At 68.9% G+C, this 23437-nt stretch carries 21 protein-coding genes; 11 read left to right on the top strand and 10 right to left on the bottom strand.

The window, feature by feature from the left end; genetic code table 11:
• Window positions 1-56: 56 nt before the first annotated feature.
• Complete coding sequence (locus MA876_RS03310) at window positions 57-977, bottom strand: GT-D fold domain-containing glycosyltransferase (RefSeq protein WP_248146061.1); 921 nt, start codon at window positions 975-977, stop codon at window positions 57-59.
• 110 nt (window positions 978-1087) lie between these two features.
• On the opposite strand from MA876_RS03310, the gene MA876_RS03305 reads away from it, so the two are divergent.
• Complete coding sequence (locus tag MA876_RS03305) at window positions 1088-1924, top strand: polysaccharide deacetylase family protein (RefSeq protein WP_248146060.1); 837 nt, start codon at window positions 1088-1090, stop codon at window positions 1922-1924.
• Between the two features lie 27 nt (window positions 1925-1951).
• Here the strand turns inward: MA876_RS03305 and MA876_RS03300 are convergent, their stop codons facing one another.
• Complete coding sequence (locus tag MA876_RS03300) at window positions 1952-3502, bottom strand: phosphotransferase (RefSeq protein WP_248146059.1); 1551 nt, start codon at window positions 3500-3502, stop codon at window positions 1952-1954.
• A gap of 203 nt (window positions 3503-3705) precedes the next feature.
• On the opposite strand from MA876_RS03300, the gene MA876_RS03295 reads away from it, so the two are divergent.
• Entirely contained in the window at window positions 3706-4590 is an 885-nt protein-coding gene (locus MA876_RS03295) for a glycosyltransferase family 2 protein (protein ID WP_248146058.1), read from the top strand.
• Here the strand turns inward: MA876_RS03295 and MA876_RS03290 are convergent.
• A complete protein-coding gene (locus MA876_RS03290) occupies window positions 4557-5468 on the bottom strand; it encodes a glycosyltransferase family 2 protein (RefSeq protein WP_248146057.1) in 912 nt (303 codons plus the stop codon). The two genes, MA876_RS03295 and MA876_RS03290, sit on opposite strands and share 34 nt — an antisense overlap.
• Window positions 5469-5544: 76 nt before the next feature.
• Here MA876_RS03290 and MA876_RS03285 point away from each other — a divergent pair, with 76 nt between their 5' ends.
• Complete coding sequence (locus MA876_RS03285; protein ID WP_248146056.1) at window positions 5545-6477, top strand: glycoside hydrolase family 16 protein; 933 nt, start codon at window positions 5545-5547, stop codon at window positions 6475-6477.
• 4 nt (window positions 6478-6481) lie between these two features.
• On the opposite strand, the gene MA876_RS03280 is transcribed toward MA876_RS03285, so the two are convergent.
• Complete coding sequence (locus MA876_RS03280) at window positions 6482-7429, bottom strand: glycosyltransferase family 2 protein (protein WP_248146055.1); 948 nt, start codon at window positions 7427-7429, stop codon at window positions 6482-6484.
• Window positions 7430-7529: 100 nt separating this feature from the next.
• Between MA876_RS03280 and MA876_RS03275 the strand changes: the two genes are divergently transcribed.
• From MA876_RS03275 to MA876_RS03260, 4 genes are read left to right on the top strand one after another with little or no spacing between them, the layout of a single operon-like run.
• Complete coding sequence (locus MA876_RS03275) at window positions 7530-8480, top strand: glycosyltransferase (RefSeq protein ID WP_248146054.1); 951 nt, start codon at window positions 7530-7532, stop codon at window positions 8478-8480.
• A gap of 26 nt (window positions 8481-8506) precedes the next feature.
• Window positions 8507-9418 (top strand): glycosyltransferase family 2 protein, encoded by a 912-nt coding sequence (locus MA876_RS03270; protein ID WP_248146052.1) that lies wholly within the window; start codon window positions 8507-8509, stop codon window positions 9416-9418.
• On the top strand, window positions 9415-10617 hold the full coding sequence (gene lhgD, locus MA876_RS03265; protein WP_248146050.1) for an L-2-hydroxyglutarate dehydrogenase: 1203 nt from the start codon (window positions 9415-9417) through the stop codon (window positions 10615-10617). Before MA876_RS03270 ends, lhgD begins: the two co-directional genes overlap by 4 nt.
• 27 nt (window positions 10618-10644) lie before the next feature.
• Window positions 10645-12597, top strand: a complete 1953-nt coding sequence (locus MA876_RS03260; RefSeq protein ID WP_248146048.1) for a glycosyltransferase — start codon at window positions 10645-10647, stop codon at window positions 12595-12597.
• Here MA876_RS03260 and MA876_RS03255 read toward each other — a convergent pair whose 3' ends face one another.
• Window positions 12598-13725 carry a glycosyltransferase family 4 protein gene (locus MA876_RS03255; RefSeq protein ID WP_248147158.1) on the bottom strand — a complete coding sequence of 376 codons (1128 nt, stop codon included), beginning with the start codon at window positions 13723-13725 and terminating at the stop codon, window positions 12598-12600.
• 90 nt (window positions 13726-13815) lie between these two features.
• Here MA876_RS03255 and MA876_RS03250 point away from each other — a divergent pair, with 90 nt between their 5' ends.
• Window positions 13816-14835: a glycosyltransferase family 4 protein gene (locus tag MA876_RS03250; protein WP_248146046.1), complete on the top strand. Its 1020-nt coding sequence runs from the start codon at window positions 13816-13818 to the stop codon at window positions 14833-14835.
• Window positions 14832-15950, top strand: a complete 1119-nt coding sequence (locus MA876_RS03245) for a glycosyltransferase (RefSeq protein WP_248146044.1) — start codon at window positions 14832-14834, stop codon at window positions 15948-15950. Before MA876_RS03250 ends, MA876_RS03245 begins: the two co-directional genes overlap by 4 nt.
• A gap of 9 nt (window positions 15951-15959) precedes the next feature.
• Here the strand turns inward: MA876_RS03245 and MA876_RS03240 are convergent, their stop codons facing one another.
• The 3 genes from MA876_RS03240 to MA876_RS03230 all read right to left on the bottom strand — a co-directional run bounded on the left by MA876_RS03240 (window position 15960) and on the right by MA876_RS03230 (window position 20578).
• Window positions 15960-17414 carry a glycosyltransferase family 39 protein gene (locus tag MA876_RS03240; RefSeq protein ID WP_248146042.1) on the bottom strand — a complete coding sequence of 485 codons (1455 nt, stop codon included), beginning with the start codon at window positions 17412-17414 and terminating at the stop codon, window positions 15960-15962.
• A 206-nt stretch (window positions 17415-17620) separates the two neighbouring features.
• On the bottom strand, window positions 17621-19174 hold the full coding sequence (locus tag MA876_RS03235; RefSeq protein ID WP_248146039.1) for a sugar transferase: 1554 nt from the start codon (window positions 19172-19174) through the stop codon (window positions 17621-17623).
• Between the two features lie 252 nt (window positions 19175-19426).
• Window positions 19427-20578, bottom strand: a complete 1152-nt coding sequence (locus MA876_RS03230) for a polysaccharide deacetylase family protein (protein ID WP_248146037.1) — start codon at window positions 20576-20578, stop codon at window positions 19427-19429.
• A gap of 167 nt (window positions 20579-20745) precedes the next feature.
• Between MA876_RS03230 and MA876_RS03225 the strand changes: the two genes are divergently transcribed.
• Both MA876_RS03225 and MA876_RS03220 read left to right on the top strand, forming a co-directional pair.
• Window positions 20746-21258, top strand: coding sequence for a glycine cleavage system transcriptional repressor (locus MA876_RS03225; protein WP_248146036.1), 513 nt, complete (start codon window positions 20746-20748; stop codon window positions 21256-21258).
• A 6-nt stretch (window positions 21259-21264) separates the two neighbouring features.
• Window positions 21265-22500, top strand: coding sequence for an FAD-dependent oxidoreductase (locus tag MA876_RS03220; RefSeq protein WP_248146034.1), 1236 nt, complete (start codon window positions 21265-21267; stop codon window positions 22498-22500).
• Here MA876_RS03220 and MA876_RS03215 read toward each other — a convergent pair.
• Both MA876_RS03215 and MA876_RS03210 read right to left on the bottom strand, forming a co-directional pair.
• Entirely contained in the window at window positions 22481-23092 is a 612-nt protein-coding gene (locus MA876_RS03215) for a DUF2812 domain-containing protein (RefSeq protein WP_248146032.1), read from the bottom strand. The two genes, MA876_RS03220 and MA876_RS03215, sit on opposite strands and share 20 nt — an antisense overlap.
• The gene (locus MA876_RS03210) at window positions 23089-23412 is read right to left on the bottom strand and encodes a PadR family transcriptional regulator (protein ID WP_248146030.1); all 324 of its coding nucleotides are present in this window, start codon (window positions 23410-23412) and stop codon (window positions 23089-23091) included. The genes MA876_RS03215 and MA876_RS03210 overlap by 4 nt, the downstream gene beginning before the upstream one ends.
• Window positions 23413-23437 lie beyond the last annotated feature (25 nt).

The following is a 23437-nucleotide window of genomic DNA, read 5'->3' as shown; positions in this document are numbered from 1 at the left end:
CCAGCGAACCTGTGGATTGCTCCATCGTAGGGGATGCCGCCGGTACGTCACCGCCGCTAGTCGGGGCTGAAGAAGTCGTCCTCATCGCCGAACCGGCCCTCGAGCCACCAGTCGTAGGCCTTCGCGATGTGACCGAGGTCGAGCGCCCGGTAGCCGGCACGGTGCAGGTCATAGGCGAGCACCGTCGCGGTGGGGCCGAGAATGACGATGATCAGCTTGTCCTTGGACGTCTCGAGAACGCGCCGCAGAATGTCGTCGTACTCGCCGAAGGCATCCTCCCGCGGGGCGATGAGGTGCTCGACGGACGTCGCATTGTCGAAGATGTCATGCGTGAGCCCATCGAAGATGCCGTCGCCGTGCACGAGGACGATGTCCGTTCCAGCCCAGACGCGGCGAATCTTCTCGAAGTAGTCCCGGCGGTCGTACCACCCCTCGAAGAGGGTGTGCGTCAGCGTGATCTCGATCGGCGCGTACACCTTGCCGGGTCGGAGGCTGTGTCCGAGCAGCGTGCGGATCCACGGGCCGTTGCTGAAGTAGATGCGCCGCTGCGTCTTCGTGAGGAGCGGGTTCAACTCATACGCGAGGCTGGGGATTCCGACGAGCATTCCCGGCTCGTCGGACGTGAGGACCTCACGGAGTCGCCGGCTCAGATCGGAGCTGGGCACCTGGAACTCGTCGAACCGGCCCTCCATCGTCATCAGCTCGCCTACTCCGAGCCTGGCGATGGACTGGCCTTCGGCAAGGGCGTCGAGTGTCTCGTCGAGACCCATGATCGATGGTGGCTCGATCTGCTGCATGCGATGGAGAGTCCGTGCGAGCAGGGCGCGGTCCTCCTCCTGGGCCTTGCGCTGATCGGCGAGGGCCGCGTCGACGATGGCCCGGATGCTGAAGCGCGACCGTGCCCACTCGGTGAACCGCTTGCGGCGTTGGGCGCCGGGGATGAGGTGCGACAGAGCCTGCAGCAGGTAGAAGAACACGTGTCGCTCCTGAGTCTGTTCGCGTGCATGCGACCAGGTGAGAATACTCCCCTCTTGGACTTCCGGGGTGCGCCCATTGGCGGCTCGCTGGGGTGTGGAAGAATCGCGGCATGCAGATCCGCTTCGGCCTCGACATCAAGAGGCGGCTGACGGCGGTTCAGCGCCGTGCAGCGGGAGCCGTCGGTGGGCGGATCGCAGCGGGCCGGATGGTCGTGGAGCGGCACGCCCTGGCCAGTGCGGGCACCGACATGCGCCGCTCGGGTGGCCGGATCCTCTGCTATCACTCGCTCGCCCAGCCCCGCGTGTGGGGCGTCAACGATCTCACCCCGAATCGGTTCCGTCAGCAGCTGGAGTCGGCGCTGGACGCCGGCTACCGATTCGTTCCCGCATCGGAGATCGTCCGCACCGGCGGTGGCCCGCTCGACCTCAGCGTCACGTTCGACGATGGAGCCCGGAGTGTGCTCACCGAGGCCGCGCCCATTCTCGCCGCGTTGGACATCCCCTTCTCGCTGTTCGTCGTCTCGGAATGGTCAGAGCACGGCCACAAGGACAGCGTGCTGAACTGGGACGAGGTCTCCCGTGTCGCGGAGCTCGGCGGAGAGATCGGCAACCACTCCTCCACGCATCCGGACTTCGCGCGGCTCGACAAGCAACAGTCGCTCGACGAGATCGGCGGCGCGCAGGTGCTGATCGAGCGGCGCACCGGCATCCGCACGTCGACCTTCGCCATACCGCTCGGCAAGTCGACCAATTGGAATCCGGCTGCCGACGACGCGGCACGCGAGCTCGGGTACGGCGTCGTTTACGCGCAGTCCGAGGAGATGCGCCCTGCCGACACGGTCCCGCGTTCGTTCGTGACCCGGTACGACTCTCCACGGGTGTTCGACGCCCTTCTGCGGGGGCGTTACGACGCGTGGGAGGAATGGGTGGCGCCGGTCGCTCGGTAGTCGTGTGGGCTGCACGCCGGGCTGTGGTCAGCGGCCCAGGATCACGCGGATGGCTTGTTCCGCGTCGCGCACGATCTCGTCCGGAACCGCTCCCTCGCTCTCATAGTTGTTGAATCCGTGCAGGATCGCGAGAAGCGCGGCCGTCGTCTTCGGCAGACCGTCGAGGTGTTCTTCGGCGATACGGCCCAACGGGCCGATGTCCTCACCGCGAACCCAGGCGATGAGCGGGTCGAACCACCCGACGCCCTGGTGCCGGAAGTAGTTCGCCGAGAACAGCGGGTCCAGGAAGACGGGATTGCTCTGCGCCGACTCCCAGTCGATGATGCGGGTCTCCCGATCCGAGATGAGGATGTTGGCCTCGTGGAGGTCGCCGTGCGAGAGCATCACTGCGACGCGCTGCTGGCCCACATCGCGAACCGCCCGCAGGGCGCGTCGCCGCTCGGCACTCTTCGGCGCTGCCGACGCGGACGTGGCTCGACGCACCACGTCCGTCTCGCCGAGGAGGCTTTCCTCGTCTGCCCGCGCGGTGACATGGCGGTACACCTCCGCCAGCGCCTCTTCCGCCTCCGCACGCGAGCGGACCGCGTGATCGATGTGCGGAAAGCGTGCGTAAGGCACCTCCTCGAAGGCCTCGAGGGTCGCCCACGGCGTCGCGTAGCCGTGCCAGACGTCCGCCGCAGCGCGGTTGGTGTCTTCGACCTCGACCGGAGTCCAATCGGCCTCCCCCTGATCGAGCGGGAACTTGACGAAGCCGTTCTCGGAGTCGATACCGACTCGCAGGCCCGCGGGCATCGGGATGAGTGTGCAGCGGTCACCGCCGATCTCGTGGCACAGCGGCACAGGCGCAGGTCGACCTCTCGAAGCCGTCGACCACAGGACGATGTGCTCGCTCGCGAGGTAGTGGCCGAAGTGTCTCAGGAGAAAGCGGGTGAGCCGGTCCGCCGGGCGCCACGACTGGCGGAGGCTGGTCTGAGTGGGAGCTCGTCGGCTGCGAATCGAGCGAAGGTCGCTCATCGACGAGGAGGGCAGGAAGACCGCGCCGGGGAAGAGTCCGGCCCGGGTGAGCGCCGCATTCCCCCACGGACGTGCGAGCAGGCTGAGCGGGTGACGCCTGCGGAGCAGCCACGAGGCGACGTCGATGGCGGCGCGTCGACGTGAACCGCGTGCTCTCGCCTCCGCCCACACCTGCGCGATCGGATTCAGCGTGATCATCAGGAGGACGGCGCCCGGTCTCATGCGGCCAGTGAGTTCCACCAGCATCCGGCTCTGATCGGCTTCTGACACGGCCGCGCGCGACCACGCGCCTGTATCGACGATGACGGTATCGAAGCCACTATCACCCGGGGGCAGGTACGCCCTCTCCGAGCTGATGGCGGCGGCGTCGAATCTCACTGCTGCGACCCGGGCGCCGAGATACGTCAGGGCGTCCCTGAGCGCCTCGCTGTCGATCTCGGCGAGCAGCGCACGCGAGCCTCTCTCGGGGCACGGCACCAGCAGCGCGACGGCGGACATGCGGAAGTCGACCGCGTCGGAGTCGTTCGCGGTGTCTCTCGCCGAGATGGCGGAATCGCCGAGCATGTCCCCCCAGTGAAGCTCGTCCTGAACTGCGGAAGCGGAGCGTCCGGGCACCCGTCGCAGGGAGGTCCGAACGAGCCGTGCCGGTCGCGCCAGATTACACCTTTCCTTCCACTTGCGTTCACCTCATGTTCACCATCGAACCCATCTGCGGCGCGCCCGCTACCATGGCATCCGTGACGGGGGATCGCTCAGATGCTGTGCGCGTGAGCGTCGTCATCCCGACGTACAACGCGGCATCCCTTCTCCCTCAGCAGTTGGAGGCCCTCGCGGCTCAGTCGACGACGGAGCCGTTCGAGGTTCTCGTCGCCGACAACGGGTCGACCGACGACCTCGCCGCCGTCGTCGAGCACTGGCGGACGCGCACGCCGTACGCTCTTCGCCGGGTCGACGCGTCGGGCCGTCAGGGCGTCGCGCACGCGCGCAACACCGGGGTCGCGGCATCCGACGCGGAGATCGTCCTCGTGTGCGATGCGGACGACGCCGTGCACGAGGGCTGGGTCGATGGGCATCTCGCGGTGCTCGCGTCAGCCGATCTCAGCGGTGGATATCTCGACATCGCTCCTCTCAATCCCGGACCGGAACGGTGGTGGCGCGGCCAGACGCCGTTGACGGAGGACTGGACCCTGCCCGTCGACAGCGGCTTCCTCCCCTATGCGACGGGCGCGAACTTCGGTGCGCACCGGACGGTCATCGAGTCCCTCGGCGGGTGGGACGAGGACATGGACGGTCAGGGCGGCGAGGACCTCGAGTTCAGCTGGCGTGCACAGCTGCGCGGATTCACCCTCGCTGCGGCGCCGGGCGCCGTCGTGAGCTATCGCCTGCGCCGCGGTCTGCGGGCGACGGCCCGACAGCAGTATCGCTACGCCGCGTCGTGTCAGCACTTGTGGGAACGCTTCGCCGCCGACGGCTACCGGCCTCCGCCGCTCAGCCAGCCGCTCACAGAGCTGTGGGGGAGCCTGCTGCACGTCCATCACCTCGTGCGGGGCGAGCTCCCGCGGGGGTGGTGGGTGCTCCACGCGGCGTTCAGCTGCGGCACCCTCGTCGCGATCGTGCGCTACCGGCTCGGACGCCGCCGCCGCACGCGATAGCGGGTGATCGCGACGACGCCACCCCAGGCGTTCGCCGTCTGGAAGACGAACCTGCCCCGGCGTACCGGATCCCAGACAGCCACGGGAGCCTGCACGGCCGCCATCAGAAGGCGCTTCACCTCGCCGAGGATCCGTGGCGGTCGCAATCCGTGCGCGGGGTAGCGCTCGTACAGCCCCTCGGCTGAGCGTCCGTAGTTGTACGACTGGCGGGCGGCGCCCCGCAGCGTGTCCCGCAGGCGATAGCCGACCACCGCACCCTGCGCGGGCGCGAGCGTGAAACCGTGCAACTGCGCACGCCAGCTGAAGTCGACGTCGTCGTTGCCGCCCTTGGCGAACTCCTCGTCCCAGCCGTCGATGGCCTCGAAGACGGCTCGCCGCATTCCGACATTCGCTCCGGCGGCGTATGGCAGGAACCCGTGCGCCCACTGCAGCTCGGGGTTCTCGGGGTCGGGGAAGTCGCGCCAACCCCGCTCGGGGCCGCTGTTGAGCCCCTCGACGTCGCGCCCGCCCGCCGTCATGTCCGCGGACTCGAGTGCACGGACGTGCCCCTCGATCCATCGGGGGTGCACAGCGTCGTCCGCGTCGCAGAGGAGGATAAGCTCGCCGCGGGATGCCGTCGCGCCGACGTTGCGCGCGTGGCTGACGCCCTGCTGATCTGACGCGTCGACGCGCCGGAGCGGGTAGTCGACGCGGCCCCGCCATTCGTCGACGACCGCCACGAGGCCGTCCGTCGATCCGTTGTCGGCGACGATGACCTCGAAGGGCGCCGATGTCGTCTGCACCGACAGGGCCTCGAGCTGCGCGGGGATGAGGTCGGCCGCGTTGTACGTGGGGATGACGACGCTCACCACGACGCGCTCGGCTACGTCATCCGACATATCGATCAGCCTAGAGCTTCCTGTGCCTGGCCCCGCGCGAAACCCGGGCGACACGTGGGTCGCCTACACTCCAGGCATGCGTCGACTCAGAATCGCGCTCACCGCCACGCTGGGGACGCTGGCACTGGTCTCCGTGGTCGCGTGCGCGCCCGCGAACGGCCCGCGTGCGAACGGAACCGCGACGACGACTCCTTCGCCGACTCCGACTCCCACCCCGACTCCCACTCCGACCCCGTTCGGCGAGCTCATCGAGGGGTTGGCCTGGTCGGATGACTTCGACGGAGCCGCGGGGTCGTTGCCCGATCCCGACAACTGGCATCTGATGGAGTGGGAAGCCGGCAAGACGAACGAGGAGCTGCAGGCATACGTGCCGCGGGCCGACAACGCGCAGCTCACGGGCGATGGGTCACTGCGCATCACCGCGCGCCAGGAGTCCTACGTCGATGTCGCGGGCGAGACCGTCGAGTACACATCCGGGCGTCTTCTGTCGACGGTAGCCGTCGAGTACGGGCGCGTCGAGGCGCGGATCAGCATGCCGTGGGGGTGGGGCCTCTGGCCGGCATTCTGGTTGATCGGCACGTCGGAGACCCCCGGTGAACGCTGGCCCGCGGTCGGCGAGATCGACATCATGGAGTACCCCTCGGTCAATCCCGATGACGTGCATACGTCCGCGATCGCCGACAACGCCGACGGCACGCGGTGGCTCATCTCGAGTACACGGCACCGCGACGGCGGATGGGCGGACGGATGGCACGACTACGCCGTCGAGTGGTCTCCGGAGGGCATCGAGTACTTCATCGATGGGGAGAGCGTCATGACGGTCGTGCCGACGGATCTCGCCGAGGGCGACAACTGGAGATTCGACCGTCCGTTCCAGATCATCCTGAATCTCGCCGTCGGGGGATGGGGTGGCGACCCGACCGACCCGAGCGTGTTCCCCGCCGAGATGCTCGTGGACTACGTGCGGGTGTACGACACGACCATCACCGAAGGTCACACCGAACGGTGACCGCTCAGTTCGCCGGGGGCGTGGCACCCGGCCCGTCGTAGACCGGGATCGACGCATCCGGTCGTCCGAAACGCAGGCCGAGCCAGCGTGAGCGCCGCTGGAGGAGGGGACGGATGTCGCGCCAGCCGCGCATGCGCGTCAGGCGCCGTAGCCGTCGCGAGAGCGCACTGCCGTGAGGTGCTGCGGGCTGGTCCAGCGCGGGAGCCGGCGAGTCGTCGGAAGGTAGTGCGGCTTCGCGAGGCACTCTCGCGAAGCGGCGGGCGAGGAGCTTCTCAGCGCGACCGTACTCGTACCATTGCCGCAGCGTCGCCCAGAACTCGTCACGTTCCCGCACGTGCACGACGGCGCTCGGCCATGGCAGGAGCGGGATCCCCGCCAGCTGCAAGCGCCAGCTCAGGTCGGTGTCCTCCCCGATCCGGACGGCGGGGTCGAATCCGCCGACCGCCTGCAGCGCGGCCTTCGTTGCGGCGAAAGCGCGCGACGACGCGAATGCGAATTGAGGGAGCGCGTCGTAGCGGTAGACCGGACCGGAGGACTCGCCGTCGGGCCGATGGGGGTTCAGCAGCGACAGTTCGGACAGGCACGCGATCGCATCATGCGACGCCAGCCCGCGTGCGATCTCGGCGAGCCACTCGTCAGCGACGACGTCGTCGGCGTCGCAGAACGCGATGAGCGGCGCGGCTGCGTGCTCGACGCCGACGTTTCGCGTGCCTCCCGCGCCGACGCCGGCCGAGGCGTCGACGCGCCGCAGACCCGGGAGCAGCTTCTGCCACTCCGCGACGATGGCGGCCGTGTCATCGGTCGACCCGTTGTCGCAGACGAGCGTCTCCCACGGGTCGGTGAACGTCTGACGCGAGAGCGCCGCGAGCTGATCCGCGAGCGTGGAGCCGGCATTGCGCGCAGGGATCACGACGCTGACCGCGGGTGTGCCGCGAGCTTCCTCGGCTGCCACCGCACTCCCTCCGCTCGGGGCAAGCGTATCCGCTCCCCGCCCCTAGACTGGGCGCCGGGCGATTCGCAGAGGGGGCGCGGTGGTCGCGGGCGAGGTCAGAGTGAGCGTCGTCATACCCGCGTACAACGCGGCGTCGACGATCGAGGATCAGTTCCGCGCCCTCGCACGTCAGCAGGTCACGTTCCCCTGGGAGGTGCTCGTCTGCGACAACGGATCGACTGACGACCTCGCCGCGGTCGTCGACGAATGGGCGGATCGCCTGCCGTTGCGATTGGTCGACGCCTCGTTCCGGCGCGGGGCCTCTGCGGCGCGCAACATCGGCGTCACCGCGGCGCGCGGGGCATCCATCGCCTTCTGCGACGCCGACGACGTCGTCGCCGACGATTGGCTCGAGCTCATGGATGCCGCGCTGGCCGTCGACGACTTCATCGGAGCAGGCGGACGCCGTCGCTACGTCCACTCGACCGACGAGAACCCCGAATACTTCACGTGGGCGATCAACGCGATGCCGTACTTCCCGCAGTTGCCGTTCACCGGCGGTGGGCACATGGGGGTCCGCACCGAGCTGTTCCGTCGGTTCGGCGGATTCGACGAGTCTGTGCGTATCGCCGAGGACGTCGAGTTCTGCTGGCGGCTTCAGCTCGCCGGCCACGTGTTGACGGGGCATCCCGAGGCCGTCGTGAACGTCCGCAGTCGCGACGGCCTGCGCGCGTTGCTGCGCCAGTCCTACAACACGGGCCGCGGCGAGCGGCAGCTGCGCCACACCTTCGCGCGTGTGATCGCCGCCTATGCCGCGCAGTATCCCGCGCCGGAGCCGCCGCCCTCGGGCAATACCGTCGTACCGAGGGATGCGCCCACGTCGCTCGTCGGACGCGCGATGCGAAAGCTCGTGTCGCTTCGCCGGCCCTCCGATCTCGCGCGTGTCGGTCGGCTGATCGCCTACCGCCTCGGGCACCGCTTCGGGCGGATCGATCGGTCGCGGGCCACCGTGGACCCGCCGTCGCCCCTCCCGCCTCCGCCTCCGCCCGCACCACCGGTCGTCAACGGGTAGGCCACGCCGCCGCTACGATCGCAAGCATGGAAAACCATGCTCAGCCGCTGGTGAGCGTGGTCGTCGCCACGAATCGTGTCGGACCGTACCTCCGAGAAGCACTCGAGTCGGTCGCGGCGCAGACGTGGCCGCGCATCGAGGTCGTCGTCGTGGACGACGGCTCTCCTGAGCCCGATGCGGTGGAATCCGCGGCGCGCGTCGTCGCCGGTGCGAGGGTGCTGCACATTCCTGCCTCCGGCGTCGCCGTTGCGCGGAACATCGGCGTCGCGGCGACGACCGGCGAGTACCTCGTGTTCCTCGACGACGACGATCGGTGGCGGCCCGAGCGGATCGAGCGGCACCTCGCCGCGATGGCCGACGCTCCCGACGTCGTCGTGACGTACTGCGGGATGCAGACCATCGACTCCGCGGGCGAGAAGGTGCTCGTGCCCGCCGACCAGGTGCAGGTGGCATCTCGGCTGGACGTCGCCCGTCGTCGTACCGGCATCATCCTTCCGAACGTCGTGATGCGGCGCGACGCGTTCTTCACCGTCGGCGGGTTCCACTCGCGGCTCCGGCTCGCTCAGGACTTCGACCTCATCCTGCGCCTGGCCGAATACGGGGACTTCCTCTTCGTTCCCGAGACGCTGGTGGACTATCGGGCATCCACGCAGAACGTCACGCGCCGCTATCGCGAGCTGACGGCATTCATCCGCCAGATCCTGACCGTGCACGAGCTCAGCGCCAGTGCCCGCGGCGATGCCGAGCTGTCGGCGGCTCTGCAGGAGAGCCTGCGCAAGAACGATCGCTTCGCCTGGTGGTCGGCAGGTCGCGCGGCCAAGGCGTCGCTGGGCGAGAGGAAACCCGCGGCGGCCTTCGGTGCGATGTGGTGGGCGCTCCGCACGGCGCCGTCCGGGCTCTTCGACGGGCTTCGTCGACGCATCACGGGGGATCGATGACCGTGCGGACGGCGGTCATCGGCGGCGGTATCGTCGGCGTCGCGCTCGCGCGGCTCTTGAGCGGCCGCGGAGACGATGTGACGGTCTTCGAGAAGGAGGCGCGCCTCGCGCAGCACCAGACCGGCCGGAACTCGGGCGTCGTCCACGCGGGTCTCTACTACGCGCCCGGTTCTCTCAAAGCCACGCTGTGCGCTGCCGGGCGGGTGAAGATCCGCGAGCTCTGCGAGGAGAAGGGGCTGCCCTACCGTGAGGTCGGCAAGCTCGTCGTCGCCGTCGACGAGACGGAGCTCGGAGCCCTCGCCGAGATCGAACGGCGCTCGATCGCGAACGGAGTGCCCGACCTCGTCCGCATCGACGACGTCTCACGGCTGCGGGAGATCGAGCCCCATGTCGCAGGGATCGCCGCGGTGCACTCGCCCCATACGGCGGCGGTGGACTACACCTCGATCACCGAGGCGATGGCCCAGGACGTGCGGGCTGCGGGCGGACGCATCCTGCTCGGGCACGAGGTGACGCGGGTCGCCGTCGAGCGCGGGGGCGTCCGGGTCGTCACCCGGATCTCCGACGAGGCCTTCGACCGCGTCATCGCGTGCGCCGGGCTGCAGTCCGATGTGCTCGCGAAGACCGTGGGCGCCGATCCATCTCCGAAGATCCTGCCCTTCCGAGGTGAGTACTGGGAGATGACGCCCGAGAGCTCTCGCCTCGTGAACGGGATGATCTACCCCGTTCCGGACCCCCGCTTCCCGTTCCTGGGTGTGCATTTCACACGCGGGGTCTACGACAGCGTGCATGTCGGCCCCAATGCGGTGCCCGCCCTCGCGCGGGAGGGCTACGGCTGGATGCAGATCTCCGCCAAGGACACGTGGGAGTCTCTCCGCTGGCCCGGTGCCGGGCCGCTCGCGAAGCAGCATTGGCGGATGGGCGTCGACGAGATCTCCGGATCCCTCCTCAAACCGCTGTACTACCGCAAAGCCCGCCGCTTCGTTCCGGAGCTGAAGATGTCCGACCTCTCACACAAGGGAGCGGCCGGAGTGCGCGCGCAGGCGTGGGGACGCGGCGGCGAGCTCCTCGACGATTTCGCCGTCGACCAGGTGGGACCGGTCACCGTTCTGCGCAACGCGCCCTCGCCTGCGGCGACCTCGTCCATCGCGATCGCGGAGTACATCGCCGAGCATTACCTGGGCCCCGCGGCGCGATAGCGCGCGCACCGTCGCTAGGCTTCACGAGTGAGAGTGCTGCGGGTCGCCCACCATGCCGTCGTCTCAGCGTGGCGCGAGCGCGAGCGGCAGCTGCGACGTCTCGGCGTCGACCTCACGCTCATCTCGTCCCGGCGATGGAACGAGGGCGGCCGCGACGTGACCCTCAGCGCGGACGGCGACGGGTTCGTCGTCGGCGCGTCGACGCTCGGCAGGCACCCCGGAGTGTTCGCGTACGACCCGCGACCGTTCTGGCGCGCTCTGAAGGGGCGACCCGACGTGGTCGACCTTCACGAAGAGCCGTTCGCACTCGCCACGGCCGAGCTCTTGCTGGTGAAGCGACTTCGCCGCGACCGCGCACCGTACGTGCTCTACTCCGCGCAGAACATCGAGAAGCGGTATCCGATCCCCTTCCGCTGGTTCGAGCGATCCGCACTGCGCGGCGCCGCGGGGGCGTATGTGTGCAATCGCGAGGCCGGCGAGATCCTCCGGCGAAAGGGTCTGCGCGGCCCCGCACGACTCATCCCGCTGGGCGTGGACACCTCGCAGTTCTCACCCTCGAAGCGCGCAGCGCCGGGCAACAGTCCGATCATCGGCTATCTGGGCCGCCTGGAGCCGTACAAAGGCGTCTCGACGCTCCTGCGGGCTGCGGCATCTCGCCCGCTGTGGAGGATCGAGATCACGGGGGACGGGCCTCAGCGCGACGAGCTCATCTCGCTCGCCACGGAACTGGGGATCGCCGATCGGGTCGCGTTCCTCGGCTTCGCGCAGGGCGACGAGCTCGCAGAGCGCTACCGCCGCCTCGACATCGTCGCGGTGCCGTCGATCTCATGGCCGGGCTGGCTCGAGCAGTTCTGCCGGGTCGCCGTCGAGGCGATGGCTTCGGGGGTTCCGGTCGTGGCGAGCAGATCAGGGGCGATCCCCGACGTCGTCGGAGATTCGGGCATCCTCGTCGACCCCGGCGATCCCGATGCGCTCCGCGACGGCATCGATGCCGCACTCGCCCGGTGGGGCGAGCTGCGCCGCGAGGGCCTCGCCCACGCCGAAGACTTCACGTGGGCGCGCGTGGCCGAGCAGAAGCTCGATCTGTATCGAGAGGTGTCACCTGCCGCCGACGCGGGGCTCGCACGGCCGCCGCAGATCGTGGCGATCGCGTACGGCGACCCGGAACTGCTCGACGGTGCTCTCGCGGCGCTGGGCGAGGGCTTCGACGTGACGATCGTCGACAACTCGTCCGCCGCCGATACGGCGGCGATGGCAGCGCGACGTGGGGCGCACTACATCGACCCCGGCAGCAACCTCGGCTTCGGTGCCGGGGTCAACGTCGCGCTGAGCTCTCTCGCCGAGCGCGGGCTCGCCGGTGACGACGTGCTGCTGCTGAACCCCGATGCCCGGATCTCGGCCGACGGTGTGGGTGCGATGCACCGCGCGATGCACGCATCGGGTCGGATCGCCGCGATGGGAGCGACGCAGACCGAGCCTGACAGCGGCGCGGACGTGCGTGTGTGGTGGCCTTTTCCGCGTCCCTGGCGGGCGTGGCTCGACGCCGCAGGGCTCGGACGGCTCGATCGCGCCAAGGGCTTCGCGATCGGCTCGGTGCTCCTCCTGCGCTCCGAGGCGATCTCCGACGTCGGACTCTTCGACGAGCGGTTCTTCCTCTACGCAGAGGAGGTCGACTGGCAGAAGCGCGCCGCGGACGCCGGATGGAGGATCGCCGTCGCGCCCGTCCAGGCGACCCACATCGGGGCGGGCACCGGAGGTGACAGCACGTTGCGGCAGGCGCTCTTCTTCGCCAGCACCGAGGAGTACCAGCGCAAGCATTTCGGTGTGCTGGGCTGGCAGTCCTTCCGGATCGCGATGATCCTCGGCGCGGCAGTGCGAACGCCGCTGCTGCGGGGCGAGCGGAGGAAGGATGCCGCGCGCAGGCTCCGGATCTTCCTGCGCGGCCCGCGACGCCACCTCGCGGACGTTCGGCGCAGCTGATCAGCGTCGGCTGCGGGACCGCTTGCGTGCCGCGACCTCCTCGTACACCTCGAGTGTGCGCTGCGCGACGGCATCCCAGGTGTAGGCCGACGCATCCTTCCGCGCCTGGTCGCCGATTCGGCGGCACAACGCGGGGTCAGCGACCAGGGGGGCGAGAACCCGAGCGATCGAGACGCTGTCGCGCTCGATGAAGGCGCCGTTCTCACCGTCGACGATGAAGTCCTCCGTGCCGTTCACCTTCGTGGCCACGATCGGCAGGCCCGCGCTCGCCGCTTCGAGCGTCACCAGTGCGAACGCTTCGTACAGGGTCGGAAGCACGAAGATGTCCGCGGCCTGGAAGTAGTCCTCGACGGCCGTCGAGTGCCCCGCGAACGTGACGCGATCGCCCACGCCGAGCCGCGCGGCGAGCGTTCGATACGGCGTCTGGTCGTCTCCACCGACGACCAGCACCCGCGCATGGCTCGGCAGATGCGGCAGAGCCTCGATGAGCGGCGCGAGCCCCTTGCGTCGGAACTCCTTGCCGACCCACAGGAGCACGATGTCCTCGTCGGGGATGTCGTGCCGGACGCGGATGAGGTGGCGTCGGGCCGCGGCATCCGTCGGCTGGAATCGGGCGCTGTCCACGGCGTTGGGGATGACGGTCACACGATCGGCGGGCACCCCGTAATGCTCGATCACCTCGAGGCCGACGCCGTTCGAGACGGCGATGATCTGCTCGAACGCACCCGGCGCGTAATTGCGCTTCTCGATCGAGAGCACAGCATGGTGCAGGGGATTCGCGAGCGCTCGCAGGGCCTCGCCGTTGCGGAACTTCATCTCCCACCAGGCTCGGTGGCAGGAGTGGGCGGTGATGACGTCCTGAGCGCGGGTCGCGCACCCGCCCTGGTTGTGGACGATGTCGAAGTGCATCCCGTCCAGCGCCCGGGACGCCGCCGCGGAGTACGTCACCGGGATGAGGAAGCCGGGGGTCGTCTGCGCCTCGACGGACAGCCAGGTCAGCGGGTCCTCGGGCCTCGGCGAAACATCGGTGGCGACGAGAGTCATGTCGACGGATGTCGCGAGTCTTCTGGCCACCTCGTACGACGCGCGCTCGATCCCGCCCTCATTGTTGAACCGGAAGGATGACATCGCCACGCGCACATCGTCACTCTATCCAGGCACGAGAGCACCGCGGGTGCTTCTAGACTTCATCTGGGTCGGGCGAGGGGAATGGTGGGAATGCGGGTCGTGAATCTCGTGTGCTCCGACGGCTTCGCCGGCGTCGAGAACTACATCGTCAACGTCTCGCGGGGCCTCGCGCAGGACGGCGTCGACGTGACCGTCATCGGGGGCTCGCGCGCGAAGATGACAGCGGCGCTCGCGGGCTCCGACGTCGAGTGGCTCCCGGGCGACGACATGCGCGGCGCGCTCGCGTCGCTGCGCGGTGCGCGGGCTGCCGACATCCTCCACACCCACATGTCGCAGGCCGATCTCGTCGGCTGGATCCATCGCCGCGGCCGCGGTCGCGGCGCGCGACAGGTCAGCACCCGCCACTTCGCCGGCGCGCGCGGGTCGAGCGCCGTCGCGCGCGCGGTGTTCGGACCGGTCGGCCGTTCGCTGTCGGCCCAGATCGCGATCTCGCAGTTCGTCGCCGATCACGTCGAACCGCCGACCGAAGTGGTGTACTCCGGTGTCGCGACCGTCGACGCCGAGCACCCTCGCGAGCGCTACGTCTTCGCCGCCCAGCGCTTCGAGGCCGAGAAGCACACGGCCGACGTGATCAACGCGTTCGCCTCGTCGACCGCCGCAAGTGAGGGGTGGATGCTGCGGATCGCCGGCGACGGATCCGAGCGTGCCGAACTCGAACGTCTCGCCGTCGATCGTGGAGTCGCTCACGCGGTCGAGTTCCTGGGCTACCGCTCCGACGTCGACGACCTGCTCAGTCGCGCCGCACTCGTCGTCGCGCCGACACCCCGCGAGGGACTGGGCATCTCCGTGCTCGAAGCGATGGCGCAGGCGACGCCCGTCGTCGCATCCGCCGGCGGCGGCCACCTCGAGACCGTGGGAGTCGCGACCCCCGAGCTCCTCTACCCGCCCGGCGACACGGGCGCCGCCGCTCGAGCAATCGACAGGCTGGTGTACGACGAGGACTTCCGCCGCGCGTCCGGTGCGGCACTGCGGGACCTCCAGCGAAAGGCCTTCACGATCGAGAGTCAGGTCGCCGGCACACGGGCGGTCTACGAACGGGTGCTCGCGTGAGTCGTGACCTGGTCGTCCTCTCTCTCGAATCGTGGGACGACGTCTGGCGGCGCAACCAGTACCTCATAGACGGTCTGCTGCGCCGCGACCCCGAGCTCCGGGTGCTGTTCGTCGAGCCGGCCAACGATCTGCTGCACTCCTACCTGTCGCGCCGCGACGTCTCCCGAGGTCGTGGACTGCGGATCGCGGACGACTACGACGGACGGCTCCTGCTCTTCCAGCCGACGAAGCTGCTTCCGCGGGCCGCCGGCCCCGCGGCGGATGCCTTGCTTCGTGCCGAAGTCCGCCGCGTCATCCGCAGGCAGCGGATGAAGGCGCCCGTGCTGTGGGTGAATGACCCGAGCTGGGCCGGACTGGTGCGATCCACCGGGTGGCCGAGCCTGTACGACATGACGGACGACTGGCTCGCCGCCGATCGCTCCGAGCGCGAGATCGAGCGCATCACGGACAACGAGGACATCCTCATGAACGACTGTGTCGCTGTCGTCGTGTGCTCGGAGGGCCTTCAGGCCACGCGCGCTTCGCAGCGCGAGGTCGTGCTCATCCCCAATGGCGTGGACGTCGACCGGTACCGGCGCCCGCAGGAGCGTCCCGCCGATCTCCCGCCCCGCAGTGCGCTGTACCTCGGGACGCAGCACGAGGACCGGCTCGACATCGATCTCGTCCTGCGGACCGCCGACGCGGCGTTGCAGGTGGGCGGTCGCGTCGTGCTCGTCGGCCCGTCGGCAGTGTCGGTCGAGAACTGGACGCGTCTCGCCCGTCATGACGGCGTGGTGTCGCTCGGCCGCCGCGCTTGGACCGACGTGCCGGCCTACCTGCAGCACGCGACCGCCCTCCTCGTCCCGCATCACGTCAACGACTTCACCGACAGCCTGGACCCCATCAAGCTGTACGAGTACCTCGCTGTGGGGCGTCCGGTCATCAGCACACCCGTCGCAGGCTTCCGCTCACTCGCGGGGCCGACCATCACGATCGCCGACGCCGACGGATTCCCGGAAGCGGTCGCGGCCGCGCTGCGGGACGATCCGCCCACGGTCCTCGGCGCTGACGTCCCCGATTGGAGCGACCGCGTCGAGGATTACGCGGGGGTGCTCGACCCACTCCTCGGCGAGTGACGGGGCAGCTCAGCGCTCGGCGAGGAAGACGGTCGATCGCGACGTGACGAGGACCTCGGTGACTTCCAGGCCCTGCTCGGACACGGCATCCAGATCCACGTCGTCGCGATCGCCGTTCGTCGTGTCGATGACGATCCAGAGCCGCTCGACACCGTCGAGGTCGAGCTCGTCCATCGGCACCAGCTCGGAGCCGACCGACGCCGTGTCGGATCCGGGGACCACGCCGACGAGCGAGACGTTCGCGGTCTCGTCGGGATAGGTCCAGGTGATCGCCTGCGCCCCGAGCATGTTCCCCGGGCCGACGACGTACAGAGCATCGCCGGGGCGCGACTCCTGCGCGATGGCCGCCGCGATCCGCGACCAGTCCGAGTACTTGGCATCCGTCGCACGCACGGCGAGGTACATCGGTGCCACCGTCGCCGCGACGAGCGTCACGGCCGCGACCCGCATCCAGATCCGGCGGAGCGCGAAGATCGCTGCCGCCGCAAGGAGTGCGAGTGCAGGGATCGACATCGTGACGTAGCGACGCGTGTAAAGCGGGTCCAGGAGGATGGATGCGACGATGAGTGCGAGCGTCGGCAGGACCATCCAGGGCACGGCGAGAGCCAGGGTCTCTCTGCGCCCCCGCCGCGCAAGCACGATCACTCCGACGACGATCAGGGCATAGAACAGCCCCGCCACGACGAACCGCCATCGCCCGCCGAGCATTGTCGCGCCCGTGAACCACTGATTGACGAGCACCTCTCCGATCGTGTCCGCGCTGATCGGCGCCAGCCACGACACCTGTGATCGCTGCAGGAACGACACGATCACGACCGGACTGGCTGCGATCACCGCGAGCACGGACGCCGTCGCGAAGGCGACGAACCGTGTCCGCCACGAACGGACGATCAGGAGTGATACGAGAAGCGAGGCGAGCACGAGCGCGGAGTAGACGAAGACGGCCATGGCGAGCGCGATGAGCACGCCGAATCCGACCCAGTGCCACACGCGACCGGTCATCGCTGCGAGGAACGCCCAGACCGCCCACGTCGACAGCGCCATCGCAAGGGCGTACGAGCGCCCCTCGGTGGCTGCCCACATGCCCTGGGGGATGAGGATGACGAGGAAGCCGGCGATCACGCCGAAACCCGTGCTCGCCAGTCGTGCGCCGATCAAGACGGTCGCCGCCGTCGTCGCGGCGACAGCGACCGCGCTGGGCAGCCGCAGTGTCCACACGTCGACCCCGACGATGTCGAACCAGCCGTGGAGCAGGACGTAGTAGGCGACGTGGACGGCGTCCTTCGAACTGCTCACCATGGCCCACAGTTCGTCGAGGGGCATCGTCGCCGCGGCGATCGTGAAACCCTCGTCCGACCACGCGGACGCGCCGGTCAGCTGCCACACGGACACGGCGAATGCGACCGCGGTCAGCCCGACGACCCAGGGCCAGACGCCGTGCGGACGGGTGGTGTCATCCCTCACGTCTGACAAGGTAGCCCTCTCTCGATGTGCGCCGATGGAGCTCGAGATGATGACGCCGCCCAGGACCGGCTGAGCGGGTCCTGGGCGGCGGTGGAGCCTCACTGCTTCGGGTGCAGCGGGTCCGGGGGGTGCGCGCCCGGTAGTGGCGGGCGCGCGCGGGTCGATGAATCGTGCTTGGCGGCTGACTCATCGACCGGGGTCTCGGGTCAGTACGCGCCGTGCGGCTTGAGCACCGTGCCCACGGTCTTCCAGAGGATGAGCAGGTCGCCCATGACCGACCAGTTCTCGACGTAACGCAGGTCGAGACGCACGCTCTCCTCCCACGACAGGTGCGAGCGGCCGCTGACCTGCCAGGGCCCGGTGATGCCGGGCTTGATGAAGAGGCGGCGGTAGGTCTCGTTGGCGTAGTGATGGGTCTCGCGCGGGAGCGGGGGGCGCGGACCCACGATGCTCATGTGTCCGAGCAGCACGTTGAAGAACTGCGGGAACTCGTCGATCGAGAACTTGCGGAGGATGGCTCCGACGCGCGTGACCCGCGGGTCGCTCTTCATCTTGAAGAGGGGACCGGCTCCCTCGTTCTGCGCCTCGATCGCGTGGCGCATCTCTTCGGCGTCGACGATCATGGACCGGAACTTGAACATGGGGAAGGTCTTGCCGTCGCGGCCGACCCGCGGCTGCTGGAAGAAGACCGGACCCTTGCTGTCGAGCTTGATCGCCAGGGCGATGAACGGGGTCGCGAGTCCGACGAAGATCAGGAAGAACGACGACACGACGATGTCGAGCATGCGCTTGGCGAGGTGGCGGCCGCCCTCGAAGCGAGGGATCTCGACCTGGATGAGCGGCAGTCCCTCGACGGGACGCAGCGACATGCGGGGTCCGGCGACGTCGACGAGCGGGCTCGAGAGCGAGAGCTCGGCGGCGGTGCCTTCGAGCTGCCAGGTGAGGCGCTTGACGTAACCGCGGTCGCCATCGGGCAGGCTCGCCAGGATGACCGAGTCGGCACCGAGCGCCTCGGCCCGGGCCGCCACGTCGTCGATCGTGCCCACCGAGCCGAACGTCGTGCCGTCCACGGCGAGGTCGCCGCCGTCTTCGAGGATCACGCCGACGACGTCGTACGCCTGCAGGCCGTCGGCCTTCAGGCTCTCGATGACGTATTCGACGTCGTAGCGGTTGCCCACGACGAGCGCCTTGGAGACGAAGTGGCCGGCGACGCGCTGACGCTGCAGCCACCGTCGCCACATCCAGCGGCTCACGAGGAGCGCCGCGATACCGGCGGGCAGCGCGATCAGCAGCTGCGTGCGGATGCCCTGCGACTGGATGATGACGAAGGCGATCGCGGCGATGCCGAACGCGAGACCGGTCGCGTGCAGAACGCGCCGGTACTCGGTGCCCTGACCGATCACGCGGTGCGAGCGCGTCTGGAACAGCGCGAGCATCAGCAGCCAGATCGCCGCGGTGAAGAGGAAGACACGGCCGTACTGCCACGGCGCGTCGACGAGATCCACCTGCGCGATGGTGTCGATCTGGATCCAGGCCGCGAGACCGGTCGTCGCGAGGACGACGACGGTGTCGCTGACGCGGAGCCGCCGACGGTAGGCGCGCTCCCACCCCAGGCGGTTCTCGAGCGCGACATTCGCTGTCGGCGCGACGGCGGCCGCGTGGATCGGTGCCGGAGTGGCCGGAACGGCCGGTGTGTGGAGCTGTGCTCCTGTTGCTGCGAGGTCCGCCCCCAGGCGCTGACCCTCGTCGATCGTCGTCACTACGTAGCCCCCCCAACGGGCACGAAAGACGCATGCGGTTTCCCGACCGCGTGCGAAATTTCCCCAGTTTCTCCGCGATCCCACACCGCGGAGATATCACCGTCTGCTGCTTCCCAGCACCTTCCTCCGCCAAGAGGGAAGGTGCACAGCGGGTGATACGAATGTCACTCTATAGGCATCACTGCAGGAATTGTGAGACGTCTCTCACAATTCGTCCTCAGGATTTCCTCAAGGGAACGTGACGAGCGATCCTCAGCCGATGAGATTCACGAGCGCATCCAAGCCCATGCCGTAGTTGATGCGGACGGTGGGCAGTGCGAGCTTGTCCGTGCCGATCGTGACGTAGCCCGGCTCGATCGTGCGAGCCATCTCGAATCCGGCCTGCCGCAGACCCTCTTTCGCGGTGTCGTTGAAGTGACCGAACGGGTAGGCCATGACTTCCTTCACGCCGAGGATCGCTGCCGAGGTCTGCATGTCGGCGGCGATCTCGGCCGGGGCGAGGTTGACGATGCGGCCCTTGCCGTTGTCGCCGGCCCGATGCATGTCGTGCGTGTGCGAACGGCGCAGCACGTACGGGTTCGGCGCAGCATCCTGTCGCCACGCCGTGATCATGAACGACGTCGCCAGCACCTTGTACTTGTCGACGACCGGCGCTGCGAGATCGAACCAGGTCTGGTCGGCGTCGTCGTCCGTGACGATGACGGAATGCTTGGGGAGGTAGAGGCGCCCGTCGATGAACGCGCTCAGCTCATCCCACGTGGGCAGATAGAAACCCGTCGTCGCGATGTGGTTCATATGCGCATCGAAGTCCGCGATGTAGGCGTAGTTGCCCTTGAGCCAGCCCGCTTCGCCCGCGGGGTTCGTCGTGAACTGGTGGTACATGAGGATCGGGATGCGGGCGTTCTCGGCCGCGTTCGCCTCAGGGGTGACCCAGGCGGCATTGAGCGTCACCTGATGATCCGTGCAGGCCACGAGCTCGGAACCGTTGACCCTGCCGGGGATCGCGAGAGCCGCGGCATCCTCCGGCGTCGTGTACCACCCCGCGAACACCGCGCCTTCGCGCGCGGGGATCGGAAGGCCTGCGTAAAGGACGCCGATCGGCTGCAGCATCGGAGCGGACGTCACGTCGTCACCAGCGAAGGAGACGACGCACGCGTTGCGGTCCTCTGCCTCCATGAGCAGCTGCTGCTCGGCGGTGTGCGGCGTCGGGCTCGGCGCGGGGGCCGGGGAGTGCGTGGCGGACGGGGATGCCGCGGCTCCGGCCGCGAACGCGAACCCGCCGGCCATCGCGACGGCCGCGGCTGCCGTGGCGCCACCGACGAGCACGACCGCCGTCGCGACGATCGCGACCACGGCGCCGCGTCGACCGCGGCGCTGCCGACGATACGTCCTGCGTTCTGACATCGGACTACCCCGTTCTTCCTGTCTTCCCAGCCTCTGCGATGCCGCCGATCGGGCGGCTGTGCAGAATGAACAGTTCCGGCCGAGGAGTCGAGGAATCCCGCGGGAATGATAGTGGATGGATGCCGTGAAGGACCCGGCATCCCTCCACAGTCGCTACGCTGTGGCGCATGACCACCCTCGTGCTGACACTCGTAGGCGAGGACCGCGCGGGTCTCGTCGCCCAGGTGGCCGACATCGTCGCGAACCACGACGGCAACTGGGAGCGCAGCGAGCTCGCCGAGCTGGCCGGGACGTTCGCGGGGGTCGTCGAGGTGTCGGTCGCGGCGGAGCGCGTCGACGAGCTCCGCGCGGCGCTCGAGGTACTCGCGGGTCTGCTCGCGATCACGGTGCACGAGAGCCCCGCTGCCGCGCCCGGCCGCGCGCCGCAGACGATCGAGCTGCGCGTGCTCGGCAACGATCACCCCGGCATCGTCCGTGAGCTGTCGAGCGCGCTGCGCGCGCAGGGGGCGAGCATCGATCGCCTCACCTCGGCGACGCGGGATGCCGCGATGTCCGGCGGGCGACTGTTCGAGGCGACGATCGTCGCGCGGGTTCCGGCATCCACGTCTCCGTCGGCGGTCATCGCAGAGATCGAGCGGCTCGCCGCAGAGATCCAGGTCGATCTCACGCTCGGCGACTGACCACCGGTGCGGATCGCGGTCGTCGGCGGCGGGGCCGCGGGACTCGTCACGGCCTGGCTCCTGGAGCAGGAGCACGAGGTGACCCTGTTCGAGTCCGCGGATCGGCTGGGCGGGCACGCGCACACGGTCGAGATCGAGGTGGACGGTCAGCGGCTCGCGATCGACGCGGGCTTCCAGTTCTTCGGCCCGGGGCGCGCGTACGCGACGTTCAATCGTCTGCTGGATCACCTCGGCGTCGCACGCGAGATCTACCCCGCCACCATGACGCTGCACCGCTCCGCCGAGGGGGGTTCCGTCGCCCTGCCGCCGTGGCGCGACGGGCGACCGGTGGGGGAGTCGCTCACTCCGGCCGCGATCGTCGACCTCGTCCGGTTCCGGCGCTTTCTCTCGGGGATCCCCGCGTTCCTCGCGCGGCACGACACGTCGATCACGATCGACGAGTACATCCGGGATCGCCGGATGCCGGCATCCTTCGTCGATCGGTTCCTCTACCCGCTGCTGCTCGCGCTGTGGTGTCTCGAGCTCGAGGAGTTCCGCGGGTTCTCGGCGTACAACGCCCTCTACTATCTGGGCGAGTCGCTCACCGACGGGTACCCGCCCACCCAGAGTCAGATCGTCGGCGGGATGAAGACCTATATCGACGCGCTCGCGGCCTCGCTCTCGCGGGCGCGTGTCGTGCTCGGCGCGCGTGTCGAGCGGGTCAGCCGTGATGAGGGCGGGTACGTCGTCGAGGGGGAGCGGTTCGACCAGGTGGTGATCGCGACGAACGCCCGTCTCGCGCACGGAATGCTCGAGGGGGTCTCGGCCGCCGATCGGCTCCGGGAGAAGCTCGTCCGCATCGAGTACTTCGACACGACGATCGCCGTGCACGGCGACCGCTCCCTCATGCCCGAGCGCACGGCGGCCTGGTCGGTCGTGAACGCTCGGTGGGACGGCATCCACAGTCAGCTCTCCATCTGGACCCGCGGGCACGGGTTGCCGGTCTTCCGCAGCTGGGTGACGTTCCAGGAGCGGATGCCGGAGCCCCTCTACGCCGTCGCGACGTACGAGCACGGCAAGGTCACGCCCGCCTACTTCGACGCGCAACGCAGGCTCGGCGAGCTGCACGGCCACGACGGCGTGTGGCTGGCCGGGCTCTACATGGGCGACGCGGACTCGCACGAGAGCGCCGTGCTGTCGGCCGTCGCGATCGCCGAGCGGCTCGCGCCGCGGTCGGAGCGGTTCAGGATGCTGCGACCCTGACCGCCCGCCGGTACAGCGCCCACTGATACAGAAGGGTGGACCCGAGCAGAACGCACGCGCCGATCAGGATGATCGGACCGGACAGCCGCATGAGCGCGAACGGCGTCTCGAACAGGAACGCGCGCCAGAACTGCGCGCCCTGCATCTGCCACAAGCCAGGCGTCAGATAGATCTGATCCGGCGTGATCGCGAGCGCGCCCTGCACCAGCAGCGCGAGGCTGATGACGAAGAAGGGCAGCAGCAGCGCGAAGCTCACCGCCATCGCGCGCCGGTACCGCTGCGCCTTGGATGCCGGGTCGGAGAAGATGTCGGCGCGCGCGTCACGGGTCGCCGTCGCGAAGTACTGCCCGCCGCTCCATCGGGATCCGCCGACGTGCTGCCAGCCGGCGTCGGCGAACATCGCGAGGTAGTCGGCGTAGTCGGCGGGTTTCATCGAGTCGCGGTAGTCGATCCTGATGACGGCCGAACCGGGGATGATCGGAGTGAACTCGTATCCGAACGCGGTGCTCACGAGTCCCTGTCCCTGCGCGGCTTTCTGGTTCAGCCACGCCTCCTCCTTGTCGAAGTCGACGAAGATCTTGAAGCTCCTCATGATCCTGCTTCCCTTCGTGTCTGATCGAAGATGTGCACCATGTGCGCCATGCGCGCAGCATCCTGAGCCAGCGTCTCGTAGCCGAGTTCGGTGATCTGGTACACCTTGCGACGCGGATCGGTGCTGTCGACCCGGACGATGAGTCGCTGCTTCACGAGGTTGTCGAGCGCTCCGTAGAGCGTGCCGGGCGCGAGGCGCACGGCCCCGTCGCTCATCGCTTCGACGCGCGCCATGATCGCGTAGCCGTGCGCCGGTTCGACGAGGGCGAGAAGGACGTAGTTCACCGTCTCTGTCAGCGGCAGCTGCGGGTTCCGGTTCATCGCTCCTCCTATATCGCCCGACTAT

Origin of the sequence: Microbacterium aoyamense, assembly GCF_023155855.1 — a bacterium.
Lineage (GTDB): Bacteria > Actinomycetota > Actinomycetes > Actinomycetales > Microbacteriaceae > Microbacterium > Microbacterium aoyamense.
This window is presented reverse-complemented; position numbering and strand designations above follow the sequence as displayed.

Excerpts from the sequence above, each read along its gene's own strand:
- MA876_RS03305 (WP_248146060.1), top strand. The coding sequence starts at position 1,088 with ATGCAGATCCGCTTCGGCCTCGACATCAAGAGGCGGCTGACGGCGGTT.
- MA876_RS03300 (WP_248146059.1), bottom strand. The coding sequence starts at position 3,502 with ATGCTCGGCGATTCCGCCATCTCGGCGAGAGACACCGCGAACGACTCC.
- MA876_RS03290 (WP_248146057.1), bottom strand. The coding sequence starts at position 5,468 with ATGTCGGATGACGTAGCCGAGCGCGTCGTGGTGAGCGTCGTCATCCCC.
- MA876_RS03285 (WP_248146056.1), top strand. The coding sequence starts at position 5,545 with ATGCGTCGACTCAGAATCGCGCTCACCGCCACGCTGGGGACGCTGGCA.
- MA876_RS03270 (WP_248146052.1), top strand. The coding sequence starts at position 8,507 with ATGGAAAACCATGCTCAGCCGCTGGTGAGCGTGGTCGTCGCCACGAAT.
- lhgD (WP_248146050.1), top strand. The coding sequence starts at position 9,415 with ATGACCGTGCGGACGGCGGTCATCGGCGGCGGTATCGTCGGCGTCGCG.
- MA876_RS03255 (WP_248147158.1), bottom strand. The coding sequence starts at position 13,725 with ATGTCATCCTTCCGGTTCAACAATGAGGGCGGGATCGAGCGCGCGTCG.
- MA876_RS03250 (WP_248146046.1), top strand. The coding sequence starts at position 13,816 with ATGCGGGTCGTGAATCTCGTGTGCTCCGACGGCTTCGCCGGCGTCGAG.
- MA876_RS03230 (WP_248146037.1), bottom strand. The coding sequence starts at position 20,578 with ATGTCAGAACGCAGGACGTATCGTCGGCAGCGCCGCGGTCGACGCGGC.
- MA876_RS03225 (WP_248146036.1), top strand. The coding sequence starts at position 20,746 with ATGACCACCCTCGTGCTGACACTCGTAGGCGAGGACCGCGCGGGTCTC.
- MA876_RS03215 (WP_248146032.1), bottom strand. The coding sequence starts at position 23,092 with ATGAGGAGCTTCAAGATCTTCGTCGACTTCGACAAGGAGGAGGCGTGG.
- MA876_RS03210 (WP_248146030.1), bottom strand. The coding sequence starts at position 23,412 with ATGAACCGGAACCCGCAGCTGCCGCTGACAGAGACGGTGAACTACGTC.